Source organism: Rhodococcus sp. OS5, from assembly GCF_056837585.1.
In genome coordinates this window covers 6294500-6313201 of the sequence record NZ_CM166368.1, presented here as the reverse complement: position 1 = coordinate 6313201, position 18702 = coordinate 6294500, and the positions used below count along the sequence as shown (strand labels likewise).

The following is an 18702-nucleotide window of genomic DNA, read 5'->3' as shown; positions in this document are numbered from 1 at the left end:
GAAGCTCTAAGCAAGGGTAAAGGAACGTAAAAATGAACGGCAAAACAACGAGGTGACCCTTACCCGCGGTTTACGACGCGTCCCCGCGGGGACGTCGCATGACATTTGTCATCGCTGATCCGTGGACGGTGTCACCGCAGGTGATGACGCAGTGCACTGTTTTCGGCTCTGACTTCCCGCGAAGCTTGGATGCATGAGAGAACCACATGAGGGAAGCCTCCTGACGGACCTGATGGACATCGGACCCGCACCCACGATGGGCCGCGAACTTGTTGTGATCGTCGTGAATATCGCGATCATCGGAGTGCTGTTCGCGATCATCGGCTCCAATCCCGTGTTCTGGATTCTTGTTGCCGCTCTCGCTGTCTATGCGGGTATTCGATTCGCGATCGGACTGCGCGGCTGGAACCGAGCGGAGGCGCAGCGATGAAGGGCGATCCCGTGATCGACGTAGTCGGAATGTCGCGGCGTTACGGCTCCGGTAAGGAGGCGTTCGATGCTGTTCGCAATCTGGATCTGAGTGTTCAGGAAGGCGAGCTGTTCGGCCTCCTCGGGACCAATGGTGCCGGCAAGACGTCCACTCTCGAAGTGATTCAGGGTCTTTCACGAGCCAGTGCCGGAACGGTGCGCGTTCTGGGCATGGATCCGGTGCGCAACCGCAAGCAGATTCGCCCGTCGCTTGGCATCATGCTCCAGAAGGGTGGCTTGCCCCAAGACCTGACTGCTCGTGAGAGTTTGGCGATGTGGGCCGGAACCTGCTCGAATCCGCTGCCCGTGGACGAGGTGCTCGAGCGCGTGGACATGCGTGACCGTGGTGATACCCGCGTGAAGTTCCTCTCGGGAGGTGAGGCCCGGCGACTGGATCTGGCGTGCGCGATCATCGGCCGGCCACTCGTACTGTTCCTCGACGAACCGACTACTGGATTGGACCCCGAAAGTCGGCGTAACACTTGGCAATTGATTGCTGACTTGAAAGCGTCGGGCGTCACCATCATGTTGACGACGCACTACCTGGACGAAGCCGAGTCCCTGTGCGACCAGTTGGCGATCATGCACCGAGGATCGGTGGTGCGCAGCGGAACCGTGGCGGACGTCGTCGCGGATCATCCTGCCCAGATCAAACTGCACCGCCCAGGTCTTCCGCTCCCAGCGCTGGCCGGCGCCGAGGTACGCGTCGAAAACGATCTGGTGGTGATCACCACTCGCACAGTGCAGGAGACGCTGACGGAACTGCTGCTGTGGGCACAGCACAACAACATCCTGCTGACCGGCCTGGATGCCCGCGCGGCATCCCTGGAGACCGTATTCCTCTCCATTGCAGACCAATTCGATCATCACGCAACTCTCGAAGGAGCGTCGGCATGAACCGCATAGCAACCCTGTCTCGTTCGGAGTTCACGCTCCTGGGACGAAATCGACTGTTGCTCTTCAACGCAATCGTCCTCCCGTTGATCTTTCCCGTGGGGATGCTGTACCTGTCGCGCGATGGCGGGTTGTCCGACAAGTCGGTGTCGGCAGGCCTCGAGGTGTTTGCACTCTTCCTGCTCGTGTTCGTAGTCTTCTACAACCTCCTGTCGGTGTACGCGACGCGTCGTGACGAGTTGGTTCTCAAGCGACTACGGACAGGGGAATGCAGCGACGCCGAGATCCTCGCGGGCCCGGCAGTGCCGTCGTGGGTTCTCACCGGCCTGTTGACGGTGGTGATCGGAATCGCCGTGATGGTTCTGGGCGGTAGTGCTCCGGTCAATCCGGTCCTGGTGCTGGTCGCGGTGATCGGCGGCGCCGCGCTCTTCACGGCGCTGGCGTTGATCACTTCGGCTGTCACGCGAAATGCAGAGGCGGCGCAGATCACCTGCATGCCGATTCTGATTCTGGCGACGGCAGGTATGTCCTCGATCAGGAATGTCGTGCCGGACAACGTTGCTCGCATTCTCGATTTCACTCCGCTGGCCGCAGTAGTGGACCTTCTCAATCTCGGATGGCTGGGGCGGACCACTGGCGAACTGGCTGATCTGGGCGATGCGCCCGGTGCGGCAGCGGGATTTGTCGACACCTTCGGTTCGGCTGCGCAACCGCTGTTGGTCATGCTGGCGTGGATCGTCGGTTCGGTTCTGATCGCGAACGTCCACTTCCGCTGGGAACCGCGTTCGTAGAACTCTGAGAAGGTAGTGGGCATGATCGCGCAGAACTTCGGACGCTGGAATCCGAGACGGACGTGGCGAACCGCGTCGAACGTCGACAAGGTTCGCCTCTACACGCGGCAATCGTTCATCATGGTCGCAGTGGTTTTCGGTGGCTTCGGTGCGGTCACCGAGATAGTTGCGGTTCGGTACCTGTCGGGTGTCTTCCTCGGAATCAGTGCCGTTGCGTGCGTCATCGCCGTGTCTCGGATGCCTGATCTGGGCGGAGTCGTGGCCAAGCCCGTCCAGATTCCTCTTGCCGTGATGACGTTGTCGGCGTTCTGCTCGGCGGGAATTGCCTTGGGAAGCAATGGCGAGAACGGCCCGTACTTCTGGCTGGCGGCAATCCTTGTCGTGCCCCTTGCGGGGTTGACGTCGTTGCGCTGGCTGATCATGGGCTCGGTGGCCGCCGGGGTTGTACTGGGACTGCTTGCGGGTCCGGAAAGCGGCGTGTCCGTCGGAATCGTCGCCGCCTTCATGGGGCTGACCGTCTACATGTCGGTGTGGCTGCTGCGGATGGTCACCGAATTGGACGAGGCACGCGGAGCCGCTGCCGCTCTGTCCGTCGCCGAGGAACGGTTGCGATTTTCACGCGACCTCCATGACGTCGTCGGGCGGGCACTGTCTGCAATTGCGGTGAAAAGTGAACTTGCAGCTACTCTTTCACGACGCGGCGACGATCGTGCCGCCGCGCAGATGGACGAAGTACGCGAACTTGCGCAAGATTCACTCGACGAAGCGCGCGAGTTGGTTCGGGGATACCGGTCCATCGCCTTGGCGTCCGAGCTGGCCGGTGCGCAGTCTCTGCTCGAGGCCGCCGGAATCTCCACCGCGATACGTGGATCGGCAGATCAGCTGCCGGTGGAACTGGCCGAAGCTGCCGCCTGGGTCGTCCGTGAAGGCGTCACCAACATTCTCCGGCACTCCAGTGCCGAGAATTGCAGCATCGAAGTGTTCGCGGACGGCGTCGTGATCGCCAACGACGGCGCACGGATCGCAGAGCCGAACAACGGAACCGGCCTGAACGGATTGCGCGAGCGCGTCGGCGCCGTCGGAGGAATTGTCGAAACCGTGCAGGACGAAGATCGCTTCACCCTCACCGCCCAATTTCCGTCCCGAACGAAGGAGTCTCGGTGACCGAGCCGATCAAGGTTTTGCTGGCCGACGACGAGAACCTGATTCGCTCGGCTCTGGCCATGATGTTGTCGCTCGAGGACGACATCGTTGTCGTCGCGGAAGCCGAATCCGGCGAGGATGCCGTGGTCGCTGCTGCAAAACATCAACCTGATGTAGCCGTGCTCGACCTTCAAATGGCAGGTATCGACGGCATCGAGACGGCGCAACAGATTGCGCAGACGGTCTCGGGGTGCGTCTCGATCATCGTGACGAGCCACGGGCGTCCCGGGTATCTGAAGAAGGCACTGTCAGCAGGCGTCCGAGGATTTCTGCCGAAGACGACGCCTGCGGCGACGCTCGCCGAGGTGGTCCGCAGCGTCCACGCGGGCGGGCGGTACGTCGATCCGTCGTTGGCTGCCGAGGCAATCGGCGCCGGCGACTCACCACTTACTCCGCGCGAAGCGGACGTACTCGAGTACGCGGCCGACGGAGCATCCATCGAGCAGATCGCTTCCCGGGCACACCTCTCGGCAGGAACCACCCGGAACTATCTGTCGTCAGCTGTCACCAAACTCGGTGCTGCCAACCGGCACGAAGCAGCGGTGATCGCCCGCCGGCAGGGGTGGATTTAGGGCCTCCGGCCCCGTGCGCCTTTCTGGTTGCGGGCACTACCAAAAAGGCGCACAGGGCCGAAGGCCCTGCGATGTCGAGAATCCCCGACTTGCTTCGTCCCTGTAGTGAAGTGCGACCAGAATGGGTGGCACCGACACAGAGGAGATTCACGATGGCCAAGTACTTGCTGCTCAAGCACTACCGCGGCGCTCCGGCTGCAGTCAACGACGTGCCGATGGACCAGTGGACGCCGGACGAGATCACTGCCCACGTGAAGTACATGCAGGACTTCGCGGATCGGCTCGAGAAGGCGGGCGAGTTCGTCGACGGTCAGGCTCTCGCTCCTGAGGGCACCTTTGTCCGGTACGACGGTGAGGGTCGCCCGCCGGTCACCGACGGTCCGTTCGCGGAAACCAAGGACCTCATTGCCGGCTGGATGGTGATCGACGTCGACAACTACGACCGTGCCGTCCAATTGGCCGGCGAGCTCTCGGCCGCGCCCGGCGCAGGCGGGAAGCCGATTCACGAATGGCTCGAACTGCGCCCGTTCCTGACCGAGCCGCCGACCATCACGGACTGAAACCTGTCATGGACGACGCCCTGCTTCGGAGTCTGACTCCGAGCGTGCTCGGCATCCTCGTCCGCCGCGGAGCAGATTTCGCGTCGGCCGAGGACGCCGTGCAGGACGCTCTGCTCGAGGCGGTCAGGGTCTGGCCGGACAACCCGCCGCGGGACCCGAAGGGCTGGCTGGTCACGGTGGCCTGGCGGCGATTCCTCGACGGGATCCGGTCGGATGCGGCTCGCCGTAAGCGGGAGTTTCTGGCTGACGAGCAGCCAGGCGAGCGGCCGGTCAGCGGGTCGGTGCCGGGCGTGGACGACACACTCCAGCTCTACTTTTTGTGCGCGCACCCGTCGTTGACGCCGTCGTCCGCCGTCGCACTCACGCTGCGCGCTGTCGGCGGGCTGACCACCCGCCAGATTGCGCAGGCCTACCTGGTGCCCGAGGCGACTATGGCTCAGCGCATCAGCCGAGCCAAGCGCACGGTCTCCGGCGTCCGGTTCGAGCAACCCGGCGATGTCGCCACCGTCCTGCGTGTCCTCTATCTGGTCTTCAACGAGGGGTACTCCGGCGACGTCGACCTGGCTGCCGAGGCCATCCGGCTCACCCGGCAGTTGGCGGCCGCGATCGATCACCCCGAAGTCGCAGGGTTGCTCGCACTGATGCTGCTCCATCACGCTCGTCGAGCCGCGCGAACTGCCGCGGACGGCCGTCTGGTTCCGCTAGCCGAGCAGGATCGCAGCCGGTGGGACACCGATTCGATTGCCGAAGGAGTCGCAATCCTCCAGTCAGCTCTCGCCCGCGACCGGCTCGGTGAGTTCCAGGCCCAGGCCGCCATTGCTGCACTCCATGCCGACGCTCTCACAGCAGACGAGACCGACTGGGTGCAGATCGTGGAGTGGTACGACGAACTCGCAGCCTTGACCGACAGCCCGATTGTCCGGCTCAACCGAGCGGTGGCCGTCGGCGAGGCAGACGGACCACGCGCCGGATTGGCAGCTCTTGCAGCGCTGGACGATTCACTTCCACGCCATGCCGCAGTCGAGGCCTATCTGCGTGAACGCGACGGAGACCTCGAGTCGGCGGCGAGGTTGTATGCCGATGCAGCGCACAAGGCATCCAACCTCGCCGAACGCGACCATCTGATGCTTCAGGCGTCCAGGATCAACGCCCGTCGATCTCCTGCAAGCGCCCCTGAGTCAGAGAACCTGTGAGAGGAACGCTTGCAGTCGATCTGTTTCGGGATCGTCGAAAAGCTGTTCCGGAGTACCGGTTTCGACAACGGCACCGCGATCCATGAACAGCACCTTGTCGGAAACGGAACGCGCGAAACCCATTTCGTGCGTCACGACGACCATAGTCATGCCGGACTTCGCGAGATCGGCCATCAATGCCAGAACACCCTTGACCAGTTCGGGGTCGAGAGCTGACGTCGCCTCGTCGAAGAACATGACCTCGGGCTTCATCGCCAGGGCGCGGGCAATGGCGACGCGCTGCTGCTGACCACCCGAAAGGTTGCCGGGCCGCGAGTCGGCCTTCTCCCTGAGCCCCACCAGATCCAGCTGCTCGAGCGCGAGCGCCCGAGCTTGTTCCTTCGACAAACCCTTGAGCTTGTTCGGCCCGAGTGCGATGTTCTCGGCGACGGTCTTGTGTGGGAACAGGTTGAAGTGCTGGAACACCATGCCGATCCGCTGGCGTAGCTCGTCGGGGTTGTCCTTCAGGACGGACTTCCCGTCGAGCAGCACGTCACCCTGCTCGGGCTCGTGCAAGCGGTTCAGCACGCGCAGGAGCGTCGACTTGCCCGAACCGGAGGGCCCGATGACGGTGACGGTGTTTCCGGCGTCGACGTGCAGGTTGACGCCGCGAAGCACCTTGTTGGTACCGAAGGACAGATGCAGGTCCTTGCCGGTGAGCGATACGGACTTCAGTTCAGAGCTGGTGGTCATGTCCTCAGCCCCTTTCCACGACGATGGCCTGCTCGAGCGGATCCAACGTGCCTGAAGTGTCGGCGCGTCCGGTCCGGAGTCGGTTGTCGATGTAGTTGACGAGGTGCGTCAGCGGGATGGTCAGAGCAAGGTAGAACAAGCCTGCCGCAACGAGCGGGGACAGGCTGCCGGTCTGGGCGTTGAGATCACGTCCGACGGCAAAGAGTTCCCGCTGGGTGACGAGCAGACCGAGGAAGTAGATCAGCGACGAGTCCTTGATCAGCGAGATGAACTGGTTCATCAACGCCGGCAGAACGCGTCGTACACCCTGCGGGATGACGACCAGCGACATGGACTTTCGGTAGCTGAAACCGAGGGCACGTGAAGCCTCGAGCTGCCCGGACTCGACGCTCTGGATTCCGGATCTGAAGATCTCACCGATGTATGCCGACGCGAGCAGTGACAGCGCCGCGACACCGAGCCAGTACGGATTGCTACCGGTGATTCCCTTGACGATCGGTCCGACGCCGAGCCCGATGATCAAGATGATGACGACTGCGGGTAGGCCACGGAAGATGTCGGTGTAGACGCGGGCCGGCCAGCGCAGCCAACGGGTGCGCGAGATACCGGCGACAGCGAGCAGCATGCCGAGGATCGTGCCGATGATGCCGGACGCGAGCGCAAGGATCAGGGTGTTGGGAAGACCGGTCTTGAGGAGATCGGGGAATGCCTTCTTGTACAGATCCCAGTCGAAGAACGTGTCCTTGAGCTGTTCGAGCGTCGACTTCGGTTGGTACGACGCGGTATCGCCACCGTCGCCGTTCGCTGCGTTTTCCGCGGCAATGGCTGCGAAGTCGGGCAGTTCCGGAGTGGCCGCGGCCTTGGATCCGGGCTTCCAGCCTTCAGGGAGTTGGCGCGGTACCCAGTCGGCGTACAGCTGAGACCAGGTTCCGTCGTCGATGACTGCGTCGAGGCCGGAGTTGAGGGCGTCGATCAGCGGCTGGTTTTCCTTGTTCACCGCCCAGCCGACGAAGTTGTTGACCGAGAAGGTGTTCTGGATGATCGAGGTCGGATCACCGGGAGCGATTGCACCTTCGGCCTGCTGAGACGGAGCTACCCAGGCGTCGATCTGTCCGGACTTGAGGTTCGCGTACGCCGTGGCGTAGTCGGGAAACTTCACGGGATCGAGCTTGAGCGTGTTCACGACGTAGTCGTCCTGCACGGTTCCCTGTACGACGCCGATGCGCTTTGATGCGTCCAGGTCTCCGAAGCCGGTGATCGGGCTGCCGTTAGGCACGACGAGGGAGAAGTATCCGAAGTCGTAACCGTTGGTGAAGCCGACGGTGTTGCGACGGTCGTCCGTGGTGGTGATGGACGACGAGCCGACGTCGAAGCGTCGACCGGCAACCTGGGCGAGAAGCCCGGCGAACTCGGTGCCGACGAACTCGACCTTCAGGCCCAGCTTGTCCGCGACGGCCTTCAGCAGCTCGTTGTCGTATCCGGTGTACTGATTCTCGGAGTTGACGCAGATGCTCGGGGGCGCGTCACCGAGCGTGCCGACCGTGATGACCCCGGGTTTGATCAGATTCAGCTTCGAGGTGTCGATCTGATCGACCGGGGTGACGGTGGCCGTGGTGTAGCGGTCTTCGGCGCCCGCACCCGCTGCCGCGTCCAGATTGGTGGGCGCCGCGGTTGCAGCTCCCACTCCTGGAGGTGCACACAGGTCTGTGGGGGCTGCCGACGAATCCGAGCCACTCGAGCACGATGACAGAGTCAGCGCCAGGAGGGCAGTGAGGAGCAGTGCCACCACCAGGCGGATCTTCGCTGCGACGGAAGAAAACATGCGTGCAGCGTAAACCTAAGGGTAGCCATTTCTCCGTGTAGAACTGTTGACAGTTTTCGGACAAGGGGCCGTTGCGCTGCGGGCATGCCTTCAAATCAGCGTGATTTTAAGTATCGCCAGGTCGGGGAATCTCGTGCCGAAGAGATCGGCGTCAGCGGACGGGTGCGAGTTCGACGCCCGACGGAGGTACCAGGCGACGCAGCGTTCCGTCGAAGCCGGTGACGTAGAGCGCCCAGCCGTCGCCGTCCTGTCCTATACGCACTGAACTCGGCCCGTTCCACCCATTCGACAGACCCGAAGCGACGACGCAGGAAGTGCCGGTTTCAGGGTGTACGCGATAGATCGAGCCTTCGACGTGAGCAGCGGCGTAGAGCATTCCATCCTGCGACATGGTCAGATCGTCGAGTCCGGGTATCAGGCTCGGGACCGTCGCTACAACTGTCCACGCGTCAGGGGTATCCAAGGGCACTCGAATGATCTGACCGGTGAACAGGTCATCGGTGTACACGGCTCGATGATCCGGACTGAGCGCGAGTCCCTCCGAACGCGGCACTGTCGACCAATTGGGCACGACGGCTCCGGAGTCGTGCAGATAGCGCGAGACGCCCTTTGGCGGACCTCCTTCTGTTCCGACCCACGTGGTCAGCAGATCGCCGTCGGGAAGCCGGAGCAGGCCGTTGCCCGCGAAGTCGACGGGTGCGGACAGCTGATCCGTCGAGGTGTCCAGGTGCCACAGCTTGCCGTCCTGTCTGGTGAGGAAGGACAGCCTCGAACCGTCGAGTTGCAAACCGCCAGGGGCAGCCATGTCGTCGAGGACAGTTCGTACCTGTCCTGCGGCGTCGACGTGATAGATCTTCGACTCGCCGGAGAGGTAGAACCCGCCGTTGTCATCGGGCTCGAGGTTTTCGAGCTGTTCCAACCCTTGCGCTACGGTTTCGACCCGCCACTCGCCGCACATCGGCGCGGTTGTCCAGGTGGCCCCCGCCGGCGTCACCGCGGCCACGGTCCCGGCTGCGATCGCCGCGACGATCAACAACGCCCGAGTTCGGTTGCGTGATACCCCCATTGCGCACAACTTACGGCAAACCGGCCCAATATCAAACGGTCTGGTCGGTATAGCCGACGCCCAGGGGGTCGCTCCAGGTGGTCCAGACGTCTGGCCCGAGTTCGATCTCGGCTGTGGTGAGTAGACACGCGTCGAGTTCTCGGTGCAGTCGAGACGGGTCGATGGCTTGGCCGATGAAGACGAGTTCTTGTCGGCAGTCTCCGACGGGTTCTTCCCACTTGTCGAGGATTCCGTCACGACGGTAATCGTCGGCCGGCCACTCGTCACGGGGTAGAAACTTCCACCAACGGCCGACGTATCCGTGGCGAATGAGATGACCGGCCTGAGAAATACTCCCGATCTCGGTGAACCGGCCGGCATTCCAGTAGTAGCCCTTGGCCCGAAGTAACTTTCCGTTGGTCCACTCGCTGCTGAGGAAATCATGCAGCCGTTGGGGGTGGAAGGGTGCGCGCTCGCGGTACACCACCGAACTGATTCCGTACTCTTCGGTTTCGGGGATGTGTTCACCTTGGAGTTCTTGTAACCATCCGGGGGCCTGTGCAGCCTTTTCGAGTGAGAACAAACCGGTGTCGAGAATCGTGTCGAGTGGGATGCGACCGAGCGTCATCGGAACTATCGCAGCGGATGCGTTCAAAGAGCGCAGGACTGCGGTCAATTCGACCAGGTGCTGGTGCGAGACGAGATCGGCCTTGCTCACCAGGATGACGTCGGCAAATTCGATCTGATCGACAAGCAGATCCGCGATGTCTCGTTCGTCTTCCGGGGCATCGGCTTCGACGCGGCCACCAGCCGTGTAGTCGCGCAGAAAACTGTGGCCGTCGACGACGGTGACCATGGTGTCGAGTCGGGCGACGTCGGCGAGGGCGTGGCCGTCGGTATCGATGAATGTGAACGTCTCTGCGACAGGCAGCGGTTCGGAGATGCCCGAAGATTCGATGAGTAGGTAGTCGAATCGGCCATCGGCGGCCAAGGCACTGATCTCGGAAAGAAGATCCTCTCGCAGAGTGCAGCAGATGCAGCCGTTGGTCATCTCGACCAGTTTCTCCTCGGAGCGACTGAGCGAGATCTCACGCTCGACTTCTGCACTGTCGATGTTGATTTCGCTCATGTCGTTGACGATCACCGCGACCCGCCGACCCTCTCGATTTCGCAGGATCTCGTTGAGTAGTGTCGTCTTCCCGGCGCCCAGGAAACCTGACAGCACCGTGACCGGAAGTCGTGTGTCGACCATGATTTCCAGTGTCCTTCCGAATGAGAGAATTGCTGTGATCAGGCGGCGGTCACGCGAAACGCTGTGATCGCGTGACCGCCGCCCGGAATGTTGGACGATCAGGCCGCAGGCTCGAGGTAACCCTCGAAAAGGTCGACTACGACGCTGCCGCCGTCGGTGTCGCTACCGAACAATTCCTCGGCGGCGAACTTCACGTGGTACGTCGGTTCTTCGCCGGCGTCGTTGCGCCCGTGGCCGATTGCGTCGGGAAACGGCCACTTCTCGCTAGTCCGATGAGAGATGGTTCCCACTCGTCCGCGGCAGTACGCAGGCATTCGAATATGCCCAGGAACGTACTCGTCGCGCACGCGTACTCGCTGACCGATTTCGAAGGTGGTCGTCTCGACGGGTGCCGGCCGCCCTTCGGATTCGCTGGGCCGCGACAGTGGGAACGGTCCCCCTGCAAGGCTTTCGAGTTCTTCCTGCGTCAGGATTCCCTTTTCGACCATCAGTGTCGCGACGCCGATGACGTACCTCTCGTAGTACGGGGTCATCATGTAGTGGCGTGGTTCCATCCGCTCGACGACGTATCGAACTTCGTCGACGCTGAATGCCCCGAGTTCGGCGACACCGGCGAACATCAGGCTGTACGGCAGGTGTTCCCACTCGGCGTGGAAGGTGGGGCCGATGTCGGCGTTGACGGTATGCGGGACTTTGCCGAAGCCTTGAACTCCGGCAAGATCGTGTACTCCATCCATGGTGTGCTTCTTTCTTGTCGGGGTGATCAGACGGTGGGGACCTGCGGGACTGCGACGCCGATCAGGCAGTCCTTGGTGACGATTTCCTGCAGTTGTTCCTGGCTCCAGCCTTCGGTGCCTGCGGGACGTTGCGGGAGAACCATGTAGCGAGTTTCGGCGGTGGTGTCGTAGACGCGGATCTCGACGTCCGACGCGATCTCGGTTCCCATCTCGGAGAGAACCTTCCGTGGCTCACGCACCACTCGCGCACGGTATTCGAAACTCTTGTACCAGGTAGGGGGCAGGCCGAGAATGGGCCACGCGGTGCATGAACACAACGAGCACACGATCACGTTCTTGAGGGTTGGGGTGTCTTCGACTGCCACGATGTACTCGCCCTGGGGGCCCAGATATCCGTACTGGGCAACCGCGGCGGTACCGTCGGTGAGAAGCAGTTGCCGGAAATCGGGGTCGGTCCAAGCCCGCGCGACCAATTCCGCTCCGCGCCTTGGACTGAAGTCCTCCTCGAAGGTCTTCTTCCATCCCTCGACGTAACCGTCGGGTACCAATCCCTTACCGTCGAGTGCGCGGAACAGTGCCCACGCGCGATCGGAGACCGGCGCCTGGGCCGGTGCGGAGTTCTCCGTTGTGTGGTCGATCGTTACTGACATCTGGTTCACCTTTTCTATGCGGGCTGATCATGTGTGAATCGGTGGAATTTGTTGTGCAAGTGCGGATACAGAACTAGGTGAGGCTGAGTTGTGGTGCAGAGTCGGAGATGTGGTCGGCAGGCGTCGGAAACGCGCCGCGAAGCTTTTCGAATGCGCGCCCGACCCGGAGGACCGTCGCATCGTCGAAGGTCTTGCCGGTGATCATCATTCCGACCGGAAGCCCGTTCACCAGGCCGGCGGGAACGGACAGGGACGGATGTCCGGTCACGTCGAACGGTGCTGTGTTGGCGATCATCCCGAGAGCCTTCGTGATGAAGGTTGCACGATCCACGTCCTTCGCCGGTAGTTCGGATGCGACGTAGGGCAGTGTGGGCATCACCAGGACGTCGAATTGTCTCAAGGCAGTGTCGTAGGCGGCGCGGGCGAGCGGTACGAGGTTCCGGGCTTTGCCGTAGCTCGCGCCGCCGAGGGTGGTGATGCCGTGGTGGCCGGTCAGAGCCACCAGTTTGACGGTTTCGGACAGAGCGTCGGCGTGCTGAAGGCGTCGAGAAGCAAAGTGTGCCATCAGTTCCGGATCGTACAAACCTTCGGCGTTCATGCCGTATCCGTTGCCGTCCAACATCTGGTAGGCACCACCGTCCGTGGCGATCACGTTCCAGATGTGGAAAGCATGTAGGTGCCACGGGATGTTTACTTCCTCTACCGTGCAACCGATTTCGGACAGACTGTGTGCCGCTGCGCGGACTGCGTCGTCGACCTCGGGCTGTGAGACCGCGTGCCCGAAACCTTCTCGAACGATCCCGATTCGCAGACCATCCACATCGGAGTCGAGGGTGGACAGATAGTCACCTGCTTCGACGCTGTCGGCTTGGCGTGGGTCGTTACCGTCGCGACCGGCGATGACCGAGAGCATCAGTGCGGCATCGTGGACCGTGCGTGTGATCGGGCCGAGATGGTCGATTGTTCGCTCGATGGGAAATGCACCGGTATACGGGACGAGCCCGAACGTCGGCTTGTGTCCGACGACGCCGCAGAATGCCGCCGGGATCCGGATCGATCCACCCTGATCCCCGCCGATGGCAAAATCGACGTCACCGTTTGCGACGAGAGCCGCACTGCCACCGGATGATCCACCTGCTTCACGCTGTGGGTCCCATGGATTGCGGACCGGTCCGCTTGCCGGTGTGAAGCTCGAACCGGAGAAACACAGGTCCTCACACACAGCTTTGCCCGCGACGGTTGCACCGGCCGCCAGTAGTCGAGTGACCACAGTCGCGTCGCGAGACGGAGTGAACCCCTCTACTGTCCGAGACCCGTTCATCATCGGAACTCCGGCCACGGTCACGTTGTCCTTGATCGCCACGCGTCGGCCGGTCAGGACGCCGTCCGACGTCGGCGGGATGCTTGTGGTCACATACCAAGCGCTCAAAGGATTTTCGCTCGCTGTTGGCACCGTGTGCTCACGTGACGTGGTCGGCGGGGTTGCCTCGTCGGCGTACAACTGGTCGACGACGTCGTAGGAGCCCAGTGCTCCGTCGATCAGTGCCGGCCACTCGAGCCGGGCTGATTGGTCGAGAGTGATGCCGTAATGCTTTGCGGCGGTGTCTATTGCATTGTCGTCAGGTCGGATTGTCGCCATGAGAAGTGTGCTCCTGATGTGATCGGCTTCACTTGTCTTTCAGACTAGGGCCGGATCCATAATTGCGTCAATAGGTATCGACATATTGACTCGTTAAGTTCGGGTTACGCGCGCTCAGAGAGAACGGGGGTACAGGCGCCCACGGCGTGATTCAGCGAGCAGAATCGGTCGATGCAGTGGAACGCCGTTGTTCGTAGAGCTTTTCGACGTCGTGACAAGCTGCCGAAGTACTGTTTCCGGATCGCCTGCGGACGTTCGTTCGACGGCGCGTGCGTAAGCGACGATCGCTTCGTACGTTGTCTCCGACAGGGAACTGAGCGGAGGCAGGAGTTCGTTCGAGCTCGCGCTGTATCGCTTTTCGAGGTCGTGATCGCCGGCTGCGGATTGAAAGTAGCCGAATGCCGCCCAGACTCCGTCGGCATCGGAATTGCCGATGAGCTGCTGAGTGGCCTCGTCGAGGACCAATGCAAACGTCCGCGTGGTGGCCCGCAGTCCGTGCTGGGCGCATTGTCGTTCGAAGAAGACCTCGTCATGGCCCACCAGGGTGGAAAGAATCAGTTCGGCCCCGGAGTCGGCTATCGACTCGATGATGCGTGAGAAGTCGGTTGTCCCCAACGGTACGTAGACTTCGCCGGCCACCGAACCTGTGGATTCGGCGATCACACGCCGGGCCGCCCAATGCGCACCGAACGACCACGAATACTGCTGGCCGACCAGGAACCAAGTGCGAGAACCGGTCTCGGACATCATTGCGGGTATACCCGCTCGCGTCTGGTCGAGTGGGCGCTCACCCAATCGAAGGACTCCCGGACGCGATCGACCTCCCTCGTTGAGAACTGTGTGCACCAACAGCACACCGGTGTTCTGCAATGCAGATGCAGCGGCATTGAAGGTCGACGATGTCACGCACGCGAAAACGGCGCGACATCCGCTTTTCACCAATCGCAGTGCGGTCGCCGCTCCGGCCGCCGAGTCGGAAGCGTCATCGCCGATCACCAAGTCGACGAGAACGCCGCCGACGCCGCCGTCGGCATTGATTTCTTCCACGGCCAGTGCTGCGAGTGTTTCTGTCGCCTGGGCGAATACAGCTGCCGGGCCGGATTTGCTGACCAGCAGCCCGATCCGATGTCGGTCGGAACGCGGAGGTTCGGGTGGAGCGAATCCGCGCTTGTTGGCAAGCCAGGAAATGCCGTCCTGATCGAGGCTGGACTCGAGAACGATCCGGGTCCCGGCGCCGTCGGGAAAGAACCGGATCGTCAGGCGGCCGCGCCACGGTTGGTGGTGCACGATCACGACCGATCGGCCCCGCTTCACGCCGGCGACGTATCCCAACAGCGTGATCGGCATTCCGACTGGATCTGCGCGTGCGCCGTCGCCGACGGGAAGGGAGATGGCGGCAGCGGCCCCGACCGTCAGTTGCTCACATTCGAGTTCGAGCAGTTGCCCCGTTTCGAGGCGCTCGAAGGCTGACCCTGGTGGGTCGGTCGTCACGATCTGTGCCGTTACGGAGAGACCTGGCACGTTCTACTTCCTGCCTGAAATAGGTGCTGGGGCTCAACAAGGCCTCACGCTCGGCGACGCACCGATGCGACGTCTGAATCCTCAGTCGCAGTGGCCGGCAACTCGGAGGCGTTCGAACCTGCTTCCAGCGCTCGCCCGAGGACGTCGCGCAGGAACTGGAGTGCATCGTTGGCGGGCCCCGATGGATCTATCGAGAACAGGCGATGACGTCCTTGACGCCGTTCGACGATCACGCCGGACAACCGCAGCGCCTTGAGATGTGTGGATACCGTGGTGCGACCGACCGTCGAAATTTGATCGCTGATGAAGCCCGCGTTGCACTCGCCGTGGGTAGCCAGCGTGTCGAGAATCTGTCGACGCACTTGGTCGGCCAGCACAGCAAACGCCAACTCTTCGTTTCGTTGAGTAGTCACTGTCTGCTGTCCGCGCTTCCTCGATGGTCTCTACTGAGATATGTCGACACCCGTCAACATATCTCGAGTTGCCTCCGAGGGAAAGAATGTGGCCGAAGATTGCCGGCGACTTCGGTCAGTGCTCGGCGGTGATCACCGCGTCGCGCAGCATTCCGGTCCCGGGATGGCAATTGATGTACTCGTAGAGCTGATCGGCGGCATCGAATACCGAGACCTCATGGTAGAGACGCAATTTCGACAGGCCCTCGGCCACCCGGAAGAACGTCGTGAAGATCCGTAGATGGGTCGGGTGGGATTCCGACCACCGTTCGAGTTGGTCGAGGGAGGCCCAGTGGCCGATGTTGTAGCTCAAGTCGAGGAAGTTTCCGTCGATGTCGATATTGCGTACGAATCGGTTGCTGTAGCACCCGACGGCCGGGCCGTTGTCGCGGAGGAAGTCCATGCCCGATTGAAGAGTGGGCAGGATTTCGTCCAGGTAGAGGCTGCGCTCGTCTGCTTCCGCGTCGGCCCAGTCCTGCCCGGACCTGATCAGTGCGATGTTGTCGTGTCCCCGCACTACTACGCGTCCACCTACGGCGGGGTCACCGGCGACGACCCGTAGTTCGCCCGAGGCCTGCATCCAGTCGGTTTGGGAGATCGGAAACCGCTCGCGCATCGAACCCCAGTAGCCGTGCTCGTTGATTTCGCCGCTGACACCGTCCATGACAGCTCCCACTCCGGGGAGGTCGTCTTGGAACGCGTAGAGCGTTTCGAATTGTTCGGCTCTCGGTGCCACGATCTCGCGGAAGAACCCCAATCCGTCCGACAGGCGGTCTTCGGACTCCCACCAGGAGGACACTGGAGGTGATGTGCTCCAACGATGTTGGGAAGAAACATCTTTCCAGTAACCGACCACGATCAGGTTCTCGTAGCCCTGGTTGTCGATGTGATGGGTGAGATCGTGGTGTGCCGGTCCGTCCGGCAAGTCGAAGCCGGCGACGATATCCCGCATCGCCCGCAGTGCTGCCGGGCGCTGATCCTCGCCGCGGAACTGCACGCCGAGATAGCCCATCACGACCTGGTGCAATGTGTCGTCTGCGCGCCCGACCCACATGGGAAACGGTGGCGTATAGGTATCCGGGACCCGCCTGGTCAGAGTGCGCGGGCATTGAAGGTGTTCGCCGATTGCAGATTCCATGAGTGCTCCCTGTGATGTAGGTGGTCGAATCGGGTGCCTGGCACTTGGCAACGCCGTGCCGAAAATCTACGCCCGCTCAGCCGAGCAAACTTGGCCGTCAGCGCCCGATGCTTGGCCTACCGTGCCAAGAATTGTGGATACGCTTCGGCGACAGAAAATTTTGAACACCATGTTCAATGGGTAAGTGTCCGAAGATGTTACAGATCAGCGGGTAGTACTTGTGGGGGCCGCTGCTTGCGACCGGTACCGCCGCGGGCTGATCCCGAATTCCGCCTTGAAGGCTCGACTGAAGGCGGCCAGGTCGGTGAATCCCCAGCGGTGAGAAATCTGGGTCAGCGACCGCTCTACTCCGTGTCGTTGCACGATCTCACGACGGCAACCGTCGAGTCGACGGCTGCGAATCGACCGTGACACCGTCGTGCCGTGTTCGGCGAAGGCTCGGTGCAACTGCCGAATGGAGACTTTGACCGATCCCGCGATGTCCACCGGAGACAGGGCCGGGTCTGCGATGCGGGCGTCTATGACCGACAGGGCGGATTCGTAGAGGCTGGTTCGCCGCGAGGTGATCGGTCGCGCAGTTGTGTGAAGAACGGACTTGACCAGGTTGCCGATCTCGTTGACGACTTCCTCTTCGTCTCCGCTTGCGTCGGACGTCATGCGGACGGAGGCAAGATCGTGAAGAAAGCGACCAAGCAGGCCACTCAGGCCCGCGTGTCCGTCGAAGGCGATGGCGGTCAGGCTCGTGACCTCCGCGTCGCTGAGCGACAGGTACGACCGTGGCCAGGTGAACACCTCGAGTCCCCAGATGCCGTCGTGTGCGTGTCCCTCGATCTGCCAATCGAAGGGGCGCGTGGTGTCGTACAGGACGTAGTCGCCACGTCGCAGGACGCATTCGCGGTCGTCTTGGCGCACTACCGCGCTACCGCGGCGGATCATCCCGATCTGAAGATAGTCCGCGCCGTCGCTTTTGATGAGGCTGTTGCTACGGACTATTCGTTGTTCCATCGATTGAACTGCGGATACCCGAACGTGTGCGAGTTGGGCCGAGTGGACGGCCCCGCTGAATCGATCGCCGTCTCCGATATCGGATACGTCGAGCGCGACAAAATGCTCGCGCAACAAATCTGCCCAGTCGCCCGTGAGAGTCGTGCGTGTGGGCAGGGAGAAGCCGGATCGCGCGAGCATTGCAGGGCGCCTCCTCGCAGAAAAGCCGAAGTTCTCGGGTGCTCGATGTTCAGAGAGTAATCCCGCACATCAGACATGTCGATAGAAGTCGACATGTCATCGCGTCGGGAAGAAATTGTTTGCCATACAAACAACGCCGAGTTATTGTTTGTCGTACAAACAAGTAGGAGTTCGTGATGGCCACCGAGGCAGTTCCCGCAGCGCGCGCGACGCGTGAGTCGGGCAAGCAGACGCGCATGGCGCTGTTCAACGCCGCAACCGAGCTGTTCCTCGAGCACGGCGACAGCGTCTCCATCGCGCAGATCTGCACGGCCGCCGGCGCCCATCCCAACCAGGTGACCTACTACTACGGCTCCAAAGAAAAGCTCTTCGTCGAGGTGGCGTGCGCGGCCGTTCTGCGCGCAGGCAAGCGTGCCGAGGTCGATGCCGCCGACGCCGACACGGTCGGCGATTACACCGAGAAGCTGGTCGGATCCCTCCTGGGCTCGGGCGCTCCCAGCGTCGAACTCTTCGTGGAAGCGATGATGATGACGGGTCGTCGTGGTGAACTCCGCGACCTGATCTCCGAAACGCTTCGCACTCTGCACTCCTCGGGCGAAACCGCCCTCCTCCGTACCTTGATCCGCACCGGCTGGCAGCTGCGCGCGGGCATCGACGTCGAGTCCAAGGCCTTCTGGTCTGCGATCTTCGGCCTCGTCATCCAGAAGACTGCCACCGGCGAGAGCTTCGGCTACTCCCTCGAGGAGGCGGTTGCCGTCATCTTCGCCACCCTCCAGATACCCGACGCCGTACTCAACAGCTCGATGGAATGAACTCTCTTCGAGCGTGATTCTCCGACAAGGACTTCG

At 62.1% G+C, this 18702-nt stretch carries 19 protein-coding genes; 8 read left to right on the top strand and 11 right to left on the bottom strand.

Features of this window, described 5'->3' with window-relative positions; translation table 11 throughout:
* Positions 1–193 precede the first annotated feature (193 nt).
* From ACVZUB_RS29565 to ACVZUB_RS29535, 7 genes are all read left to right on the top strand, one after another.
* Entirely contained in the window at positions 194–430 is a 237-nt protein-coding gene (locus tag ACVZUB_RS29565; RefSeq protein ID WP_234552183.1) for a hypothetical protein, read from the top strand.
* Positions 427–1365: an ABC transporter ATP-binding protein gene (locus ACVZUB_RS29560; protein ID WP_003945975.1), complete on the top strand. Its 939-nt coding sequence runs from the start codon at positions 427–429 to the stop codon at positions 1363–1365. Before ACVZUB_RS29565 ends, ACVZUB_RS29560 begins: the two co-directional genes overlap by 4 nt.
* Positions 1362–2153: an ABC transporter permease gene (locus tag ACVZUB_RS29555; RefSeq protein WP_003946064.1), complete on the top strand. Its 792-nt coding sequence runs from the start codon at positions 1362–1364 to the stop codon at positions 2151–2153. Before ACVZUB_RS29560 ends, ACVZUB_RS29555 begins: the two co-directional genes overlap by 4 nt.
* A 21-nt stretch (positions 2154–2174) precedes the next feature.
* Positions 2175–3317 carry a sensor histidine kinase gene (locus tag ACVZUB_RS29550; protein WP_482628037.1) on the top strand — a complete coding sequence of 381 codons (1143 nt, stop codon included), beginning with the start codon at positions 2175–2177 and terminating at the stop codon, positions 3315–3317.
* Positions 3314–3928, top strand: a complete 615-nt coding sequence (locus ACVZUB_RS29545) for a response regulator transcription factor (RefSeq protein ID WP_003946002.1) — start codon at positions 3314–3316, stop codon at positions 3926–3928. Before ACVZUB_RS29550 ends, ACVZUB_RS29545 begins: the two co-directional genes overlap by 4 nt.
* Before the next feature lie 152 nt (positions 3929–4080).
* Positions 4081–4488, top strand: a complete 408-nt coding sequence (locus tag ACVZUB_RS29540; protein ID WP_003945999.1) for a YciI family protein — start codon at positions 4081–4083, stop codon at positions 4486–4488.
* An 8-nt stretch (positions 4489–4496) separates the two neighbouring features.
* The gene (locus ACVZUB_RS29535) at positions 4497–5681 is read left to right on the top strand and encodes an RNA polymerase sigma factor (RefSeq protein WP_064689018.1); all 1185 of its coding nucleotides are present in this window, start codon (positions 4497–4499) and stop codon (positions 5679–5681) included.
* Here the strand turns inward: ACVZUB_RS29535 and ACVZUB_RS29530 are convergent.
* The 11 genes from ACVZUB_RS29530 to ACVZUB_RS29480 all read right to left on the bottom strand — a co-directional run bounded on the left by ACVZUB_RS29530 (position 5667) and on the right by ACVZUB_RS29480 (position 17854).
* Complete coding sequence (locus ACVZUB_RS29530; RefSeq protein ID WP_003946070.1) at positions 5667–6413, bottom strand: amino acid ABC transporter ATP-binding protein; 747 nt, start codon at positions 6411–6413, stop codon at positions 5667–5669. The genes ACVZUB_RS29535 and ACVZUB_RS29530 overlap by 15 nt on opposite strands.
* Before the next feature lie 4 nt (positions 6414–6417).
* A complete protein-coding gene (locus ACVZUB_RS29525; RefSeq protein WP_003946057.1) occupies positions 6418–8235 on the bottom strand; it encodes an ABC transporter substrate-binding protein/permease in 1818 nt (605 codons plus the stop codon).
* Between the two features lie 151 nt (positions 8236–8386).
* Positions 8387–9301: an SMP-30/gluconolactonase/LRE family protein gene (locus tag ACVZUB_RS29520; protein WP_042924343.1), complete on the bottom strand. Its 915-nt coding sequence runs from the start codon at positions 9299–9301 to the stop codon at positions 8387–8389.
* Between the two features lie 31 nt (positions 9302–9332).
* Entirely contained in the window at positions 9333–10532 is a 1200-nt protein-coding gene (gene zigA / locus ACVZUB_RS29515) for a zinc metallochaperone GTPase ZigA (RefSeq protein WP_050655935.1), read from the bottom strand.
* A 98-nt stretch (positions 10533–10630) separates the two neighbouring features.
* The gene (gene nthB, locus ACVZUB_RS29510) at positions 10631–11269 is read right to left on the bottom strand and encodes a nitrile hydratase subunit beta (protein WP_042450645.1); all 639 of its coding nucleotides are present in this window, start codon (positions 11267–11269) and stop codon (positions 10631–10633) included.
* Between the two features lie 26 nt (positions 11270–11295).
* Positions 11296–11919, bottom strand: a complete 624-nt coding sequence (gene nthA / locus ACVZUB_RS29505; RefSeq protein ID WP_482628036.1) for a nitrile hydratase subunit alpha — start codon at positions 11917–11919, stop codon at positions 11296–11298.
* 73 nt (positions 11920–11992) lie between these two features.
* A complete protein-coding gene (locus tag ACVZUB_RS29500) occupies positions 11993–13558 on the bottom strand; it encodes an amidase (protein ID WP_081558897.1) in 1566 nt (521 codons plus the stop codon).
* 114 nt (positions 13559–13672) lie between these two features.
* Complete coding sequence (locus ACVZUB_RS29495) at positions 13673–15079, bottom strand: substrate-binding protein (RefSeq protein WP_042450634.1); 1407 nt, start codon at positions 15077–15079, stop codon at positions 13673–13675.
* A gap of 44 nt (positions 15080–15123) precedes the next feature.
* Complete coding sequence (locus ACVZUB_RS29490; RefSeq protein ID WP_007735244.1) at positions 15124–15492, bottom strand: ArsR/SmtB family transcription factor; 369 nt, start codon at positions 15490–15492, stop codon at positions 15124–15126.
* Between the two features lie 115 nt (positions 15493–15607).
* Entirely contained in the window at positions 15608–16669 is a 1062-nt protein-coding gene (gene oxdA / locus ACVZUB_RS29485) for an aliphatic aldoxime dehydratase (RefSeq protein ID WP_007735242.1), read from the bottom strand.
* Positions 16670–16873: 204 nt separating this feature from the next.
* The gene (locus tag ACVZUB_RS29480) at positions 16874–17854 is read right to left on the bottom strand and encodes a helix-turn-helix domain-containing protein (protein ID WP_047270147.1); all 981 of its coding nucleotides are present in this window, start codon (positions 17852–17854) and stop codon (positions 16874–16876) included.
* Positions 17855–18030: 176 nt separating this feature from the next.
* On the opposite strand from ACVZUB_RS29480, the gene ACVZUB_RS29475 reads away from it, so the two are divergent.
* The gene (locus tag ACVZUB_RS29475) at positions 18031–18666 is read left to right on the top strand and encodes a TetR/AcrR family transcriptional regulator C-terminal domain-containing protein (RefSeq protein ID WP_030537647.1); all 636 of its coding nucleotides are present in this window, start codon (positions 18031–18033) and stop codon (positions 18664–18666) included.
* Positions 18667–18702 lie beyond the last annotated feature (36 nt).